At 64.6% G+C, this 16167-nt stretch carries 9 protein-coding genes; 8 read left to right on the forward strand and 1 reads right to left on the reverse strand.

The features are described 5' to 3' along the window. The first annotated feature begins 85 nt into the window (after nucleotides 1-85). The 8 genes from DDE75_RS10765 (at nucleotide 86) to DDE75_RS10800 (ending at nucleotide 15503) form a co-directional block, all read left to right on the forward strand. Nucleotides 86-7159 (forward strand): cupredoxin domain-containing protein, encoded by a 7074-nt coding sequence (locus tag DDE75_RS10765; protein WP_162798983.1) that lies wholly within the window; start codon nucleotides 86-88, stop codon nucleotides 7157-7159. Beyond that, a complete protein-coding gene (locus tag DDE75_RS10770) occupies nucleotides 7141-8961 on the forward strand; it encodes a hypothetical protein (protein WP_108502366.1) in 1821 nt (606 codons plus the stop codon). The genes DDE75_RS10765 and DDE75_RS10770 overlap by 19 nt, the downstream gene beginning before the upstream one ends. Beyond that, nucleotides 8958-9515: an SCO family protein gene (locus tag DDE75_RS10775; RefSeq protein ID WP_108502367.1), complete on the forward strand. Its 558-nt coding sequence runs from the start codon at nucleotides 8958-8960 to the stop codon at nucleotides 9513-9515. The genes DDE75_RS10770 and DDE75_RS10775 overlap by 4 nt, the downstream gene beginning before the upstream one ends. Further along, on the forward strand, nucleotides 9512-10687 hold the full coding sequence (locus DDE75_RS10780) for a cytochrome c family protein (protein WP_108502368.1): 1176 nt from the start codon (nucleotides 9512-9514) through the stop codon (nucleotides 10685-10687). Before DDE75_RS10775 ends, DDE75_RS10780 begins: the two co-directional genes overlap by 4 nt. A gap of 83 nt (nucleotides 10688-10770) precedes the next feature. Then, nucleotides 10771-11874, forward strand: a complete 1104-nt coding sequence (locus DDE75_RS10785; protein WP_108502369.1) for an endonuclease/exonuclease/phosphatase family protein — start codon at nucleotides 10771-10773, stop codon at nucleotides 11872-11874. Nucleotides 11875-12153: 279 nt separating this feature from the next. After that, nucleotides 12154-13260, forward strand: a complete 1107-nt coding sequence (gene glf / locus DDE75_RS10790; protein WP_108502412.1) for a UDP-galactopyranose mutase — start codon at nucleotides 12154-12156, stop codon at nucleotides 13258-13260. A gap of 42 nt (nucleotides 13261-13302) precedes the next feature. Continuing rightward, the gene (locus DDE75_RS10795) at nucleotides 13303-14280 is read left to right on the forward strand and encodes a glycosyltransferase family 2 protein (protein ID WP_108502370.1); all 978 of its coding nucleotides are present in this window, start codon (nucleotides 13303-13305) and stop codon (nucleotides 14278-14280) included. Between the two features lie 2 nt (nucleotides 14281-14282). Beyond that, entirely contained in the window at nucleotides 14283-15503 is a 1221-nt protein-coding gene (locus tag DDE75_RS10800; protein WP_108502371.1) for a glycosyltransferase family 2 protein, read from the forward strand. A gap of 227 nt (nucleotides 15504-15730) precedes the next feature. Here the strand turns inward: DDE75_RS10800 and DDE75_RS17505 are convergent. Beyond that, nucleotides 15731-16167: integrase core domain-containing protein (locus DDE75_RS17505; RefSeq protein WP_211659330.1), on the reverse strand; the 437-nt coding region annotated here is incomplete at its 5' end.

A 16167-nucleotide genomic window follows, 5' to 3' on the forward strand; every position in this document is an offset into this window, starting at 1 on the left:
TAAAATATATATCCGACAAACTTGCGCGAATCCCTAATATGGGTGACCCTGGATTAATACTGCATCCTTCAATGGGGGCCGGGTGATGTTCAGGGTATGCGTGTTCGTAATGGTGATCTGGGCCGGTCTGGGGGCAGCCCCCGCGAAGGCCGCCGATCCGGCTGCGGGGTTCTGCGACCTGTCGCCCGGCGACTTCAGCCAGCTGCATGCCGACGACACCCGCGCCCGCCGCGTCGTCTGCGCCGAGGTCGGCGCGCTGGACCAGATGCTGGTCTACAACCGCTTCGGATCGCACAATCCCTTCGGCATGATCTTCGCCCTGATGCGCGACCTGGTGCCCGCCTCGCAGCCGGTGCCCGAGGACATCCTGACCGCCTGCGCCGATGACATTGGCACCCATGCCCGCCGCGACGATCTGACCGCCGGACAGGTGCGCCTGCACGACTGCAAGCGGCCCCGCCCGCTGACCCTGCGCGCGAACGTGGGCGACGTGCTGCATGTGCGGGTCCACAACCTGCTGCGCTTCGACGATGCGCAGGGCCGGCCCGATTATTCGCAGACCTTCTGCCGCCAGCAGGGCGAGGACCGCGTCACCGGCGATCACGGCATCCGCGACCTGGTGTCCCAAGGCACGCGCCAAGGGTCCGAGGGCAGCTATACCGACGCGCTGGTCCAGGCGCTCTGTTCCGCCGACAGCGCGGCGCAGGATGCCGCACTGGGGTCCGAGCCCTCGGATTGGCCGCGCACGCGGGGGATTTCCTTCGTGATCGACGGGCTGCGCCCGCTGCAGGACCCGCGTACGGGCAAGGTCGACGACATCTGCATGGGGCTGGGTCAGCTGGCACCGGGGGCCGCGCCCGTTGATTGCTTCTGGCACGCCGAACGCGAGGGGCCGTATTTCATCAACTCGGTTGCGGCACCCTCGGGCGGCGAGGGCGACGGTGGTTCGCTGACGCATGGGCTGTTCGGCAGCCTGACGGTCGAGCCTCAGGCCGCGGACCGGGCCGCAACGCAATGGTATGTCAGTCAGACCTCGCGCGCGGGGATGGATGCGGTCTGGGCACCCAATCTGGACAGCGACCAGCCCCACGACCGCGCCCGCCCGCTGGCCTATGACGCCCGCCAGCAGGTGGGTGGCGAGACCCTGCCGGTCCTGAACATCCTGGCCCCCCTTGGCGGTGCCCGCCACGAGATCGTGCACAACACGCTGAACGCCATCGTGGCCGAGGACGGGAAAGCCGCCTTCCGCGAATTTTCGGTCGTCTTCCACGATGAGCTAAAGACCTTCTATACCCGTAACTTCGAGGAATTGGAGCGTTTCCCCCAGCTGGCCGGCGTCAGCGACGGCTTTGCCATCAACTATGGGGCCAGCGGTCTGGGGGCGATGATCCTGGCCAACCGCAAGGGCATCGGACCCGCCGCCGACTGCATGGAGTGCCTCTATGAGGAGTTCTTCCTGGAAAGCTGGGTCAACGGCGATCCGGCCCTGCTGGAGGTCTATGCCGACGATCCCTCGAACGTGCATCATTCCTATCTGAACGATCCGATCGTCTTCCGGAACTTCCACGCAGGCCCGAAGGAAACCCATGTCTTCCACCTGCATGCCCACCAGTGGTTCGGCGGCAATGACGAAGGGCGCGGGGCCTATCTGGACAGCCAGACGGTCGCCCCCCGGCAGGGCTTTTCCTATCGCATCTATCACGGCGGGCTGTCGAACTATCGCCCCCCCGAGGGTGCCGATGCGCCCGCCCCCGGTCAGGGGTGGTGGGAAAGCCTGGGGTCCGGGAACCGCAACCGGACGGTGGGTGATTCGATCTTTCACTGCCATCTCTATCCGCATTTCGCCCAAGGCATGTGGGAGCTGTGGCGCGTCCATGACGTCTTCGAGGACGGATCGCGCCGTCTGCCCGACGGGCAGGCCGAGCCGGGGCTGTCGACCGAACTGCTGGACCGCGACCCCGAAGGACGCCTGACCGCCATAAAGCCGCGCCAGGGATCGGTCGATGCCGAAGGCCGCTTCGTCCCCGATGCCGCAGGCACCCCCATTCCGGCCATCGTCCCCCTGCCCGACCGCGCGGCACCCTTGCTGCCGACCTATGCCACGGATGACGGCACGGTGACGGCGGCGCAGGCGGTGCCGGGCTATCCCTTCTTCGTCGCAGGCCAGGCGGGGCACCGCGCGCCGCAGCCGCCCATGGACATCGCCGATACCGACGGCATTCCGGGCGGCGGGCTGCGCCGCCATGTCGTCACGCGCGGGTCCGAGCGCAAGCTGGGCATCACCGTCCCCACCGCCGACATGGCCATCGACGCGCTGACCGACGAGGCCACCCGCCGCCGGGTCGAGGATCTGCTGTATCGTGCCACGGCCAAGATGCTGGCGCTTGGCGATTTCTCGGGTCATCTGGCCAAGGCCTCGATCCGGCTGCTGGAGAGCGACGGCCAGCCCTTGGAACGCAGCGCGATGGCCTTCCACCACAACGGCCAGCTGCCCGAGGGCGACCCGCTGGTCCTGCGCGACGTCTATGGCCGCGACAGCAGCTATGACGCCACGCGCGGCGGCTATGTCAGCGCCGCGCCCGGCGATCCGATGGCCGATGCGCCCGCGATGCGCTTTGCGGTGAACGGCGCGCCGCCCAAGCCCGGTGCGCCCTTCGCCGATCCCTGCGGCGCGCCCGACGCCTATGCCGGGCGCGATCCGGACGATCCCGATAGCGGCCATCCGACGGCGGCGATGGCCTTGCGCGGCGATCCCTTCGACCCCGACCGGCAGGATTTCGTCCCCGATCCGGCGGTGACGGGGTTCCGGCGCTATGCGGCCTCGGCGGTGCAGGTCGATATCGTGACGAACAAGGCGGGCTGGCACGATCCGCAGGGGCGCATCAACGTGCTGACCAGCCAGTCCGACCGCTACAAGAACCTTGGCCCCAGCGCCCGCGAGGAACCTTTCTTCTTCCGCGCCTTTTCAGGCGAATGCATCCAGTTCCGCCACACCAACGAACTGCCCAAGGAGCTGGAGCTGGACGATTTCCAGGTCCAGACGCCGACCGACACCATCGGGCAGCACATCCATCTGGTGAAATTCGACGTCACCTCGGCGGATGGGTCGGGCAACGGCTGGAACTATGAGGATGGCACCTTCGCCGCCGACGAACTGGCCACGCGGCTGTGCGCATGGGCCGAAACCGGCGATCCACAGGCGCAGGCGATCCTGACCGATCTGGCCGACCGCGTGCGCGCCACGCTGGCCACGGACGGCGGCGATCTTCCGGATCTGGCGGCAGACGCCACCTTCTGCGAATGGGAGCCGGTGGCCGCGCATCGCATCTGGAACCTGGAACGCAGCCGCTTTCCCTATCTGTTCCAGACCACCGTCCAGCGGTGGTTCGCCGATCCGATCCTGTCGGTCGAGAACCCGGATGACCCCGCCGAGATGGCCGACCGGACCATGCGCACGGTGTTTTCGCACGACCACTTCGGGCCGTCCTCAATCCAGCAGCACGGGTTCTATTCCGCGCTGGTGGTCGAACCGGCGGGCAAGCAGGTCTGCAATGGCCGCGCCGACGGGGACGACGATTGCATGACGACCAACGCGACCGAGGTGGTCGAGGGCGGAACGGATGGCATCGGCACGCATAAGATCGTCACCGGCGGTCCCGATGACGAATTGCACCCCGATTACCGCGAATATGCGCTGGCGATCGCGGATTTCGCGCTGCTTTACGACCCGACGGATGGGGATGAAGACGACATCTCGGCGGCGGCGGGGGAACTGCCCTCGGGCGCGATGCTGGCCGCTGCCGAGGACATCGACGCCCCCAGCCCGAAGGGCCTGGCCAAGCTGGTCTGCGAAGCCCAGCACCGCGACGCCACCGACCCCGAGGGTGCCTTGGAAAGCCGCTGCGCCGCCCATGTCACCCGCGACACCATCGACGGCACGTTGCAGGTGGTCGAGGGGCATGACGCGCCCCCCGCCATGGTCGCCCGCGACCTGATCGAGGACCCCGAGGTTCCCGCCCTGCGCCGCCACATGGCGCTGGTCCGATATCGCGCGGGCTATGGCCAGGGGATGGCGCGTCCGGTGAATGCGCCCGCGCGGCCAGAAAGCATCTCTGTCGATCACCATGATCCCTATCTGGTGAACTATCGCGGCGAACCCGTGCCCCTGCGCATTGGCCAGACCGCCGAGACCCTGACCCCCATCGCCATGACCGGCGAGGATGATGATCAGGACGCCCGTACCGCCTTCGACTGCTTCCTGGCGCGACAGCCCGACATCGTGCTACAATTCCTGCGCCGGGGTCAGGCGGGTCCGACCACCGCCGCCGCCGATGCCCCGCCCGTTCCGGGCCTCGAGGTCCCCGAAGACGCCGCGCTGGACGCATCCATGGTCGCGGCGGCCTCGGCGCTGAACTGTTCCATCGACAGCCAATCCGCCGATCCGCGCGGGAACATGTCCCATGTCTATCGGTCCGAGTTCACCGCGCCAGAGCTGCAACCCGCCGATGCGCCCGCCGCCGAACCGGTCCCGGCGGATGGCAGCGCCGATGCGACCGCTCTGCGCAACCGCGGCCACGGCGATCCCGCCACGCCGCTGCTGGAGACCTATTCCGACGAACGCGTGCAGATCCGCCTGATCCAGGGCGCGCAAGAGGTCCAGCACACTTTCACGCTGGAGGGTCTGCAATGGCGCCGCCAGATCGACCAGCGCTATCCCGCGACCTCGGATGAGCTGGCCGAGGATCTGGAGCATGTGACCTGGGCACAGGGCTGCCGGACCCGCGCGCGCGGCAGCATCGCCCGCCAGCACGACCGCTGGCGCAAGGGCATGCTGCGCGACACCGATGACGCCGCCTTCTGGATGGATCATTCGCGGCTGGTGGCGCTGTGCGACAACGTCGAATCCTTCGTCGCCGCGCAAGAGGTCGGCATCTCGGAGCACTTCGAGATCCCGGCGGCCCCCAGCAAGCATTCCGTCCAGTTCCGTGCTGCGAGCGTCAATTCAGGTGAAAGGCCGACGGCAGTGTTGGACTACATGTTCCACTTCGGATCGCTGGATGCCATCTGGAACGGGGCCTGGGGCCTGATGCGCGTCTATGACAACCCCACGTCCCGCGACGAAACATTGCGGATCGAGGATGCCGCCGCCTGCGACCCGGCCAGCCAAGAATGCCTGATCCGAACGGCCCTGCGGCCCCTGCCCGACACCGCCGAGGCCACAAACAACGGACGCGGGCAGATCGAGGTGCGCCAGGGGATGGATTGCCCGATGAACGCACCGCGCATCCGGGCCTTTGCCGTCGCCATGCCGCTGCCGCAGGGACAGCGCTATGCCTCCTGGGCGGATGGCTATCGCGACCCGAACGGGCTGGCGCTGATCCATGTCCCCGAGGCGCTGGTGGCCCCTTGGCTGGCGGAGGGCGTGCCGATGGACAAGGTGCAGGACCTGCGCGATGCGGCGCTGGCGCATTTCCGCGACCAGCCGATGGTGATCCGTGCCAATGCGGGCGATTGCCTGTCGCTGTCGATCGTGAACGCCATGGCACCGCAGGCCGACCAGCCTTGCGGCCACGCCCCGAACGGCACCCCCGGCCCCGTCACCGATTGCCTGGGCGACGCGCCCATGCCGCGCATCGTCAAGCTGAACCTTGAACCGGACTGGGGCGACGCCGACCCCGAAACCGGCATCCAGCGCCAGGCCGACAGGGTGGACATACGCCCCTCGGCGCGGATCGCCTTCACCACGGCGCTGTCGATGCTGACCCGAGGCGGAGATGCGCATCTGCCCTTCGGCGTGAACCGCACCACCTCGGTCCCGCCGGGACAGGTGCATCGGGCCGATTACTACATGGGGCTTCTGCGCGTCGACTGGCGGCTGATCGACCACCTGATGGCCAGCACCGATCCCGACTTCGGGCCGAACCCCGTCAGCAATGCGCTGCAGAACTGCGGCAGGCTGGGCATCGCGTCCGACGCCATCGCGGGCAGCACGGCGGCTGCGACCGACACCGCGCGGCAGATCCTGATGGGCGATGATCCGGACTATTACGTCATGACCATGAAGGATCCCGAACCGCGTGAACCCAGCGCGGGCCAGTTCCCCATCCACATCCTTGGATCGACCTATTGGGGGCATGTCCAGCAGCGCGAACGCACCGCCCGCCCCCTGCCCCCCGGCACGCTGGAGAACGCGGCGCAGATGACGGTCGATTGCGCCATCGCCCTGCTGGATGAAAAGGGGCTGGGGGCCAGCATCGCGGGGCAGCCCGCATCGCACCCCGACCCGGATGCGGCGGCGCTGAGCGCCATTCCCTATGCCTTCGGGGCGGTGCCGTTGAAGCCGATTGGCGATCTGTTCAACCATCTGCCGCACGGGCTGTTCGGCTCGCTGGTGGTGGAGCCTCAGGGCGCGACCTATGACGGGCGGCCCGTTCTGAACGGCGGGTCGGGCGAATATCTGCCCGCAGGTCCGGGATTCCGCGGCAAGGCCCATCGCGGGCGGGGCGACAACACCCTGATCAGCTTCACCGACGCCGATGGCACCGAACGCAGCATCCGCGAGTTTGCGCTGTTCTATCAGGACGGGCTGAACCTCTGGGACAGCCGTTCGGGGGAACGGCGTCTGGCCATCGACAGCCCCGCAGACGGACCCTTCCTGCCCATCGTGGAGGACTGTATCGTCTGCGACGATAGCTATGATCTGGGCGAAAAGGCCGTCAGCTATCTGTCGCCCGCCTTCCATCGCAGGCTGCGCAGCCCTTCCGGTCAGGGGCCGCGGTCTGACAGTGACCTGAACGCCGAACTGTTTCCCATCGACTTCCGGTCGCAGAGGGACAGCCTGACCTCGAATTCGCTGCGGCTCTGGGCGCTTCCGGGCGAGGAGGTCCTGATCCGCGTCATCCACCCCGGCGGGCGCGCAAGGCAGCGGGCCTTCGTTACCGTCGGCAACGACTATGACGACCTGGTGCCGGGCTTCGGCTTCCCGCATTCGGCGCTGCTGGCGCCGGGCAAGGCGATCTCGGCGGCATTCGCGGCGCCGGTGCGGTCGGGATGCTATTTGTGGGCCGACGGGCCGCGCCAGATCGAGGCTTCGGGCGCATGGGGCGTTCTGGACGTACTGGACGACATGGGGGCGACGTCATGCGGCTTTCACGACTGATCGCGGGGGTGGCGCTGTCGGTGGCCGCAGCGCAGGCCCCGGCGCAGGGGCTTGATCCGGGCTTCGGCGGCGGTGCGCGGGTCCAGATCACCCTTGCCGATCTGGACGACCAGCCGCTGGCCCGGCCCGTGGCCGGCACGCCCTTCCGCATCCGGGTCCACCTGCGCGATCCGGCCAGCGAACGCCCTGTGACGGATGAACACCTCAGCGGCTGGATCCGCCCGGTCGAGCGGTCGAACGGCGAATGCCGCGATGCCGCCCGCGCCAATACGCTGGCGGGCGACAGCCTGCCGCGTGGGACCACCGATCTGGGACGCTCGCTTTTCGGGGTGCGTCATGACGACGGGACGGTCTCGATCGTGGATTGGGAACATTCGCTGGCCTCGGCCAACATGCTGGCCATGGTGCGGATGCCGCGGATGCCCGGGGCCATCACCGCCCTGCGCGATGATTTCGGCTTCGTGCTGACCGATGAGGCGGGCGCGCGCGTCACACTGGATGCGGCGGCGGGGACCGAACCGCGCCCCCTGCCCGACATGGGCGGAACCGGCGCGGTGCTGGTCACGCCCGATGGCTGGATGGCGCAGGGGGATCGGCTGATCGGTCCCGATGGGGCGTCGTTCACCCTGCCCGCCCCGGTGCTGGCCCTGCGCCCCGCCCTGTTCGATGCCGATCTGGGCCGCTTCATGGGCGTGGCCGTTCTGACACGGGGCGGCACGGGGTTCGTCGCAGATGGCGCAGGGCTTTCGGCCCCCGTGCAAGGCCCGCCGGATGCCACCGACATCGCCCATCTGCCCGAGGCGCGCGCGATGTTCTTTGCCGACGGCAGCGACCAGCTGAGCGTCGTCTATGGCACCGACCGCCGCATCACCGCGCCCCTGCCCGCCCCCGCCGACCGAATATCGGCATCGCCCGAGGGCGATCTGGCGCTGGCATGGTCCGGGCAGTCGGGGGCGCTGTCGGTCGTGGATGTGGCGACCGCCCAAGTGGTTCAAGCGGTGCATCTGAACCGCGCCCCGCTGGATCAACCCCTGCGAGAGGTTGCCTTCGCCGAGGGCGCCGCCTTCCTGGCGCTGCGGGACCTGGATTTCGTCGTCGTGCTGGATCTGGAGCAGGCGCGCCGCGGCACCCCCGCCGCCGCCCGCCCCGTGCGGATCGGCCCCAAGGTCGCGGATCTGCCGCCAGATGCGGGGCCCTTCCTGATCCAGACCACGCGCGGCCATGCCAGCCAGACGGTGCTGGCGCTGCATCCGGGCCTGTCCACCGCCTTTCCCGTCAAGCGCGACAGCGGCAATGCCACCGCGCCGATGAACGGTTTCCGCATCCGTGGGGCGCGTCCCCTGGGAATGGCCGAACTGTCGGCCGGCCTGACCGAGACCGCCCCCGGCGATTACCACGCCGCCACCGTCCTGCCTCAAGGCGGCCCGCATGAGCTGATCGTCTCGGCGGGTCCGGGGCGCTTCACGGCCTGCATGCGGGTCGAGGTTCAGGGTCCGATGCAATCGCAACTGGTGTTGCAACTGGCCGCCCATGACGGCGGTGCGCTGCAGGACAGACGTGCCATCGACCTGCGCCTGCTGGACGGGCGCGGAACGGCGCTGGATTGGCCAACCCATATGCCGCTGATCCTGCAATCGCTGCAGACGGGGTGGCGCGCGCAGGTCGTGGCGCAACCGCAGCCGCACGGGGGCCACCGGGCCATCGTGGCGGATCTGCCCCGCGGGATCGTCAGCGTCGCGCTGGATCAGAGCCTGCCGCGCGGCCTTGCCATCAACCCCACCACGCTTGAGGTGACACCATGATCCGCCACCTTGCCCTGATCCTTGCGACCGCCCTTCCCGCCGCGGCCCAATCCCCCGGTATCGTGACGCAGTCGGCGACAGGCCTGCCCGATGCACCCGTCATCGACCAGTTCGGCAACCGCACGCGGTTTCGCGATGCGGTGGGCGACCAGATCTTCGTGCTGAATTTCACCTATACCCGCTGCCCCGAGCTGTGCGGCATGGCCGACCTCTATCTGACCGACATAGACGAAAGGCGGGACGAACTGGACCGCCCCGTCCGGCTGGTCACGCTGACGCTGGATCCTGCGCGCGACCGCCCCGACGATCTGCTGGAACGCCACCGCGACTTCGGCAGCCCCCGCGACTGGCTGCGCCTGACCGGAGAGCCCTCGCAGATCCTGCCCCTGCTGCGCAGGCTGGGCGCATGGGACGGCGGCCCGCTGGAGGATCACAAGCTGTTCGTCATCGTCGGCGACGGCCAAGGTCGCCACATGACCCGGCTTGAGGCCGACCCATGGCTGCCCGAGCGTATCTTCCAGATCGCCTCGGATCTGGCGCAGCATGCCGAATGAGGGTCCGGGCCGCCCTGCTGTTCCTGGCGCTAGGCTACGCGGCACATGCCGATCCGGCGGTCGATCGGGGCCGCGCGATCTTTTCGGGCGCGCCGGACACCAGCCTGCAGGTCCGGGTCGGCGACCGCCTGCGCCCCGCCCGTGGCATCTCCTGCGCGGGCTGTCACGGCCATGACGCCCAAGGCGGCGTCGAGGTCCAATCCGGCCCCGCCATCGACTGGCCGCATCTGCAGACCCTGGGATATACGCAGGACCTGTTCGCACGCGCGCTGACTGAAGGGATCGCACCCGACGGCCGCACCCTCGGCGGGGCCATGCCGCGTTTTGCCTTCGGTCAGCCCGAGGATGCGGCCGCGCTGACGGGTTATCTGACGCAGATCGGCACCGAGCAGCGCATCGGCATCACTGCCCAGGCCGTGACCTTTCAACGTCCGCCCCCGCAGCCCGCGCTGGCCCCCTTCTGGCGGGCGTTCGAGCGCCAGGTCGCGGACCTTGCCCCGCAGGGGGTCTTCGGGCGCCGCATCCTTCTGTCACGGACGACGGGCTTTGCCCGCATCGGTGCCCTGCGCCCCGGCCCGACGGATGGCCAGCCCGACCTGTTCCCCCTGCATCCGCTGATCGGGGACGAGGATCCGGCAACCACCCGCGGTGCCTTTGCCAGCCTTGGCGCAGAGGTCCGCGCGATGGCCCGGCAGCATCCGCGCCTGATGGTATCGGCGCCGCCCGCCATGCAGGCCCGATTGGCCGATGTCCTGCCCCATGGCCTGATCGAGATGACCCCCTTGGATAACCTGCCCCCGGACAGGCCCGTCATGGTGCTGGACGCAGACCTGCTGGCGCGCGTTCCGCCCGACGTCACGTTGCTGACCACGCTGGACGTGCTGGCGCAGGTCCCGCCCGCGCCGGGCCGCTGCCTGCAGGCGACCGACCCCCGCCCCGCCGATGAAGCGCCACGGAACGCCATGTCACGCTATGGCCGCACCGCCGCCACCGTCCTGATCGAGGCGCTGCGCCTCTGCGGGGCAGATTGCACCAGGGCGGGACTGATGCGTGCCTTCGACCGCGTGGACCTGGACCCGCATGACTGGCCCGCGCTGGATTATGCAAACCACCCGCTGACCGGCACCGATCGGGTACGCATCCTGCGGCTCTGCGATCCCGAAGGCCCCTGAACCCGCCGAAGGGACTGCACGCTGGCGTGCGGGCGCTGTCCGGTCTAGATCATGGCAGGGCAGGATCATCCGAAGGGCGTCACATGGCATTGCAGTTCATCCTGAAACTTCTGGCCGTCGGGCTGGTCTGGGTTGCGGCGTCGGTCGTCGCGGTGGTGACGGCCCTGCCCTTCTGGGACAGCAACATCTGGTGGATCAGGGTGCTGGACTTTCCGCGGGTGCAGATCGCGGTCGCAGCCGGGGTGATCCTGCTGGCGGGCCTGCTCCTGCCCGGCGCCTCGCGCATTGTGGTCCCCATGCTGATGGCGGCGGCGCTATGCTATCAGGTCGCGCGCATCTTCCCCTATACCGTGATGGCCACGCCCGAACTGGAACTGGCCCAGGAAGGGCCGGACCAGCTGCGGGTCCTGTCGACCAATGTGCTGATGGAGAACGACCGTCACGACCTGATGCTGGAACGCATCCGCCAGTTCGACCCCGACATCCTGCTGCTGATGGAAACCGACCAGGCCTGGCTGGACGCGATGGAGCCTGCCCTGGCCGGTTACACGACGGTCGTCCGCCAGCCCCAGGACAACCACTATGGCATGATCTTCGCGACGCGCCTGCCCGCGGCCGAGGCCCGGATCGTCCATCTGACCCATGACCGGACGCCGTCGCTTTTCGCAAGGCTCACCTCGCCCGAGGGACGGCGCTTTCGCTTCGTCGGCCTGCACCCCCGCCCCCCCGTCCCGGGCGAGGACACCGAAAAGCGCGACCGCCAGATCTATTACGCGGCCAAGTTCGCATCCTCATCGGACGAACCTCTGGTCGTGACCGGAGATTTCAATGACGTCGCCTGGTCCGACACCTCGCGCAGCTTCAAGCATGTCGGGCAATACCTGGACCCTCGCATCGGTCGCGGCATGTACGCCAGCTTCGACGCCACGCGCTGGTGGCTGCGCTTCCCCATCGACCAGCTCTACGTGACCGAGGGCATTGCCGTGACATCGCTGCAACGCCTCGATCCGATCGGATCGGACCACTTCCCCATGGCCGCCACCCTGAACATGGACCCCGAGGTCGCCCGCCGCCTGAACACCACCCCCGCGCCCATCTCGGAAGACGAACAACGCCTGATCGACAAGGCGGTCGCCGAAATGCGCGAAGATCTGGGGCATAAATCAATCCCTGCTTCAACTGAATAAAAAACCGGCAGTTTACTGGAATGATACCGTCGCCCCAATCGCGAAGTACATAAGCATTAAATTTCCAATGCAACTCGAGATTGCGGAATTGCCTAGACAATTGGCAATGGAATCAAGCAAATAAAATGGAACCTTCGTGTCCTGAAGAAGTTCGGCAATAGCTGGCATCCTATCTTAAATTGTGCAATAACCCACCCGTAACCGACCGACATGCGGGCTGTAGCCGTATGTCGACATCTTCAGACCGGCAGGATCCGGCACGGAATGGGACAGATTGCGATGAGATTTCTATTGGTGGGTGCTGGTCTCTCAGGGGCAGTGATCGGTCGTGAATTGGCCGAAGCTGGACATCAATGCCGCGTCATCGACAGTCGGAAGCATGTGGCAGGAAACTGCCATACTGAACGCGATACCGAGACAGGCGTCATGATGCATGTCTATGGCCCACATATTTTTCACACGGATGATGAGACCGTCTGGAACTATGTGAACAAGTTCGCAACGTTCATGCCTTTTCAGAACCGGGTCAAATCGACAACGCAGAACGCAGTCTATTCGTTGCCGATCAACCTGCTGACCATCAACCAGTTCTTCGGCAAGACCATGCGGCCTGATGAAGCCCGAGAATTTATTTCGGCGCAGGCCGATCTGAGCATTGAGGATCCGCAAAGTTTCGAGGAGCAGGCCCTACGTTTCGTCGGCCGCCCGCTCTATGAGGCGTTCTTCAAGGGATATACAGAAAAACAGTGGGGTTGTTCGCCGACTGAACTGCCAGCCTCGATCCTCAAGCGGTTGCCCGTCCGTTTTAATTATGACGACAACTATTTTTTCCACCGGTTCCAGGGCATGCCTCGCGATGGCTATACCGCGATGGTCGAGGCGATTTTGGACCATCCCAACATCAAGGTCGAACTGCAAACCACTTATGATCCATCAATGTCGGAGGATGCTGACCATGTCTTCTGGTCGGGGCCGCTAGACGGCTATTACGACTACAAGTTGGGACGCCTCGGTTATAGGACGCTTGATTTCGAACGTTTCGATTATGAGGGGGATTACCAAGGCTGTGCCGTCATGAATTACGGTGATCGTGAAGTTCCGTACACCCGCATTACCGAGCACAAGCATTTCAGCCCTTGGGAAAGCCACGAAGGCAGCGTCTGCTATCGTGAATTCTCTCGCTTGGCCGAACCCGGCGATACTCCATATTATCCGATCCGCCTGGTCGAGGAAAAAGCGCTGCTGGACGAGTACCAAGCGCTGGCAGCCGCCGAGACGAAGGTTACTTTCGTCGGGCGGCTCGGCACTTATCGCTATCTGGACATGGATGTGACCATCGGCGAAGCGCTGCAAACAGCCGCAACTTTCATGGCAAAAACGGTCTGACGCCGTCACCTTCCTTAACAAGATCAGAATGAAAGTCACGTGATGAGCGAACCACTATTGAGCGTCGTGATACCTGTGTTCAACGGTGCGGAACACGTCGAGAGCCTTTGCAACGAGTTTCAGGCATTGCGACCTCGCGGCCTGCAACTTGTCTTCGTCGACGATTGTTCGACCGACGGCAGCACAGGGATCCTTGAAGGGGTCTTGGATCGTCAGGCGGGAGACGAATTGGTCTGCCTCGCCGCAAATTCCGGAGCGGGCTATTGCCGCAATCGCGGATGGGATCTGGTCAAGGGAAAATACACGCTGTTTTTCGACGTCGACGATCGCCCCTATCCGGATGCAATCGGCGCCGTGCTGGACAAGCTGGAAGCAAACGAACACGCCGATGTCGCAATTTGCGCTTATACCTACGAACGCGACAAACCCGAACTCGGGTCGGATATGAACAAGGAAGACATCAAGATCTTTGACAAGTCGCTTGGCGAACTCGAAAGCAAGACGTTCACGCTGGAAGACAATTCTTCGTCGTTGCTGATTACCAATTATCCGTGGAACAAGATCATCCGTACAGCCACATACAAGGCTTCCGAGATGATGTTCGGTAACACCAAGGTCAATAATGACATTTTGGGTCATTGGACCACGTTGCTGATGGCGGATCAGATCGTCATCACGCGGGATGTCGTTTGTTCACACATCGTCAGGGCATCGGGCGGCAATATCACCAACCACCGAAACGAGACAAGGCTCGCGGTGTTCGATGCGCTGAATCATGTTTATGATTTTCTTGTTGTCTATCCGCATTTGCGGCGCCGTTACTGCCATATTTTTTGGGAGTTTGCGACGCGACTTCTGTCTTGGTCCAAAAGCCGCGTGGATAAGAAAATGCACCGCCGGTTCGATGAATTGACCACCGAACTGCTGTCCCGGATCGACTTGGAAGATTTCGTGCTGATCCAGTCCCGCCGCGCACCTGGTCTTGGCAACAAGATCAAAGATCATCTTTTCAGGGGCTGAAAATGACCACCAATCCCAAACTGTCGATCATCGTCACCTCCTACAACGTTCAAGACTATATTGCCGAAGCAATAGAATCCATCCTGTCCCAATCGATCGGCGAGATCGAAGTAATCGTTGTCGATGACGGGTCGACCGACGGCACCGTCGGCATCATCAAGAGTTATGCCGAACTTGACGATCGGGTGAAACCGGTTCTGTTCACTCAGAATACTATTGGCGGCGTAGCCTCGGCCGCGAATGCCGGCCTCGAGATCGCAACCGGTGATTACATCGGCTTTGCAGATGGCGACGACGTCTACGACTCGGAAATGTTCGGGAAGATGCATCGTGCGGCAGTCAAGCATGACGCGGATCTGGCCATGTGCCAGTTCATGCTGCAGAACGCCGTGACCGGCGAACGGGTCGATTCCGACGACAAGAAAAACTGGGAACAGATCGAGACGATCACCTCGATGGAATTGGACGACAAGGCCCGGAGGCGCATCCTAGGCTTCTCACCCGTGCCTTGGCGCAAGATCTATCGTCGCGAGATGGTTCAACGCGGTCAATTGCGCTTCCCGGTCGGCGATTATTTTTTCGAGGACAACCCCTTCCATTGGGCCAGCGTTCTTTCGGCTCGCAATGTCGTCCTGTTGCCTGAAGTCTTGTGCTATCACCGGATGGCCCGTCCGGGCCAGACCATGTCCAATGTGGGTCCCAGCCTGTTCAAGCTGTTCAAGCATCACGACAATATCCACAATTGGCTGATGCAGAACGGTCGGCAGGCCTATCTGCCATTGCTTCTGGAGTGGGTTGCCAAGCAGAACGCGTGGATCAGCGAAAAAGCCTTGGACGAGGATCTACACCTCCTTCTTGCCGAACTGCATCCGATCGTATCTCAATACGCCTTGGAGGAAATAGAGGGCCTTGGTTTCAGCAAGGAGGGACGGACCTACAAGATGCTGCTGGCAGCGCGGGACAACGATCTAGACCAGTTCAGCCTTTACGCGAAGCAGGGACGCAAGAAAAAGGTGGCGAGCCCGAAACCGCCTGTTGCGCAACAACCGACCCATGCCGCCCGTGTCGATATCGAGGACATCTACTTTGCTCTCATGGTGATCAAGAAACGTATCGACAAGTTGGAAGACATGGTTTCCGGTTTGACTGAACAAGGGGGTGCATCCCCAGAGGCAAAATCCCGAAGCTTTCTTGAGAAACTAATCAGAAAAGTTAAGGGTTAATCTTGAGGGGGCGGGTCGAGCGGTTCCGCCCCATCTCATTCAACCTCGATCATGATCGGAATGAGGCGCGCTTTCTGCGCGGCGATCAAGACCAGTTCGGACGGCACAGGAACCAGAAATTGGCCATGACCCGCTCCTGCCGGTATCTCGTTTATAACGAGAATCTGCAGGTTGTTGCTCTGCCTGCCGACCCTGGACCACCCGAGGCTGGAGTTTTAGGGCTTTCCTCACGATGACGGGCTGGTTGCGTCACCGAGAAAGTGAAGCACGCTCGGGACGTTGTATCCGATGGCGCTGTGTGGTCTGTCGTCATTGTAGTGTCTGCGCCAATCCTCCAGTTTTTCACCGGCATCTGAAGGGCTCATGAACCAGTGCGCATTCAGGCATTCGGATCTAAGCTTGCTGTTGAACACCTCGATGAACCCGTTATCCTTCGGTTTTCCGGGACGTGAGAAGTCTAGGGTCGCACCCTTTGCGTAGGCCCAGAGAACAAGGTCGCGAGGCACGAATTCGGTTCCGTTATCGCCCCTGACCTGCCCCCCTTTGGTCCCTCGGTCATAACGAGGGTCTGCCGGTTTGAGATTGGTAGTCGGCGGATGGTTTCCGGGCAAGCGCGCCGGGAGCGGCGCCTTGGGGTGAGGCAAGCGTCCGGCGCGCTTCCAGC

Source organism: Paracoccus indicus, assembly GCF_003056335.1.
Lineage (GTDB): Bacteria > Pseudomonadota > Alphaproteobacteria > Rhodobacterales > Rhodobacteraceae > Paracoccus > Paracoccus indicus.

Excerpts from the sequence above, each read along its gene's own strand:
- DDE75_RS10765 (WP_162798983.1), top strand. The coding sequence starts at position 86 with ATGTTCAGGGTATGCGTGTTCGTAATGGTGATCTGGGCCGGTCTGGGG.
- DDE75_RS10770 (WP_108502366.1), top strand. The coding sequence starts at position 7,141 with ATGCGGCTTTCACGACTGATCGCGGGGGTGGCGCTGTCGGTGGCCGCA.
- DDE75_RS10775 (WP_108502367.1), top strand. The coding sequence starts at position 8,958 with ATGATCCGCCACCTTGCCCTGATCCTTGCGACCGCCCTTCCCGCCGCG.
- DDE75_RS10780 (WP_108502368.1), top strand. The coding sequence starts at position 9,512 with ATGAGGGTCCGGGCCGCCCTGCTGTTCCTGGCGCTAGGCTACGCGGCA.
- DDE75_RS10785 (WP_108502369.1), top strand. The coding sequence starts at position 10,771 with ATGGCATTGCAGTTCATCCTGAAACTTCTGGCCGTCGGGCTGGTCTGG.
- glf (WP_108502412.1), top strand. The coding sequence starts at position 12,154 with ATGAGATTTCTATTGGTGGGTGCTGGTCTCTCAGGGGCAGTGATCGGT.
- DDE75_RS10795 (WP_108502370.1), top strand. The coding sequence starts at position 13,303 with ATGAGCGAACCACTATTGAGCGTCGTGATACCTGTGTTCAACGGTGCG.
- DDE75_RS10800 (WP_108502371.1), top strand. The coding sequence starts at position 14,283 with ATGACCACCAATCCCAAACTGTCGATCATCGTCACCTCCTACAACGTT.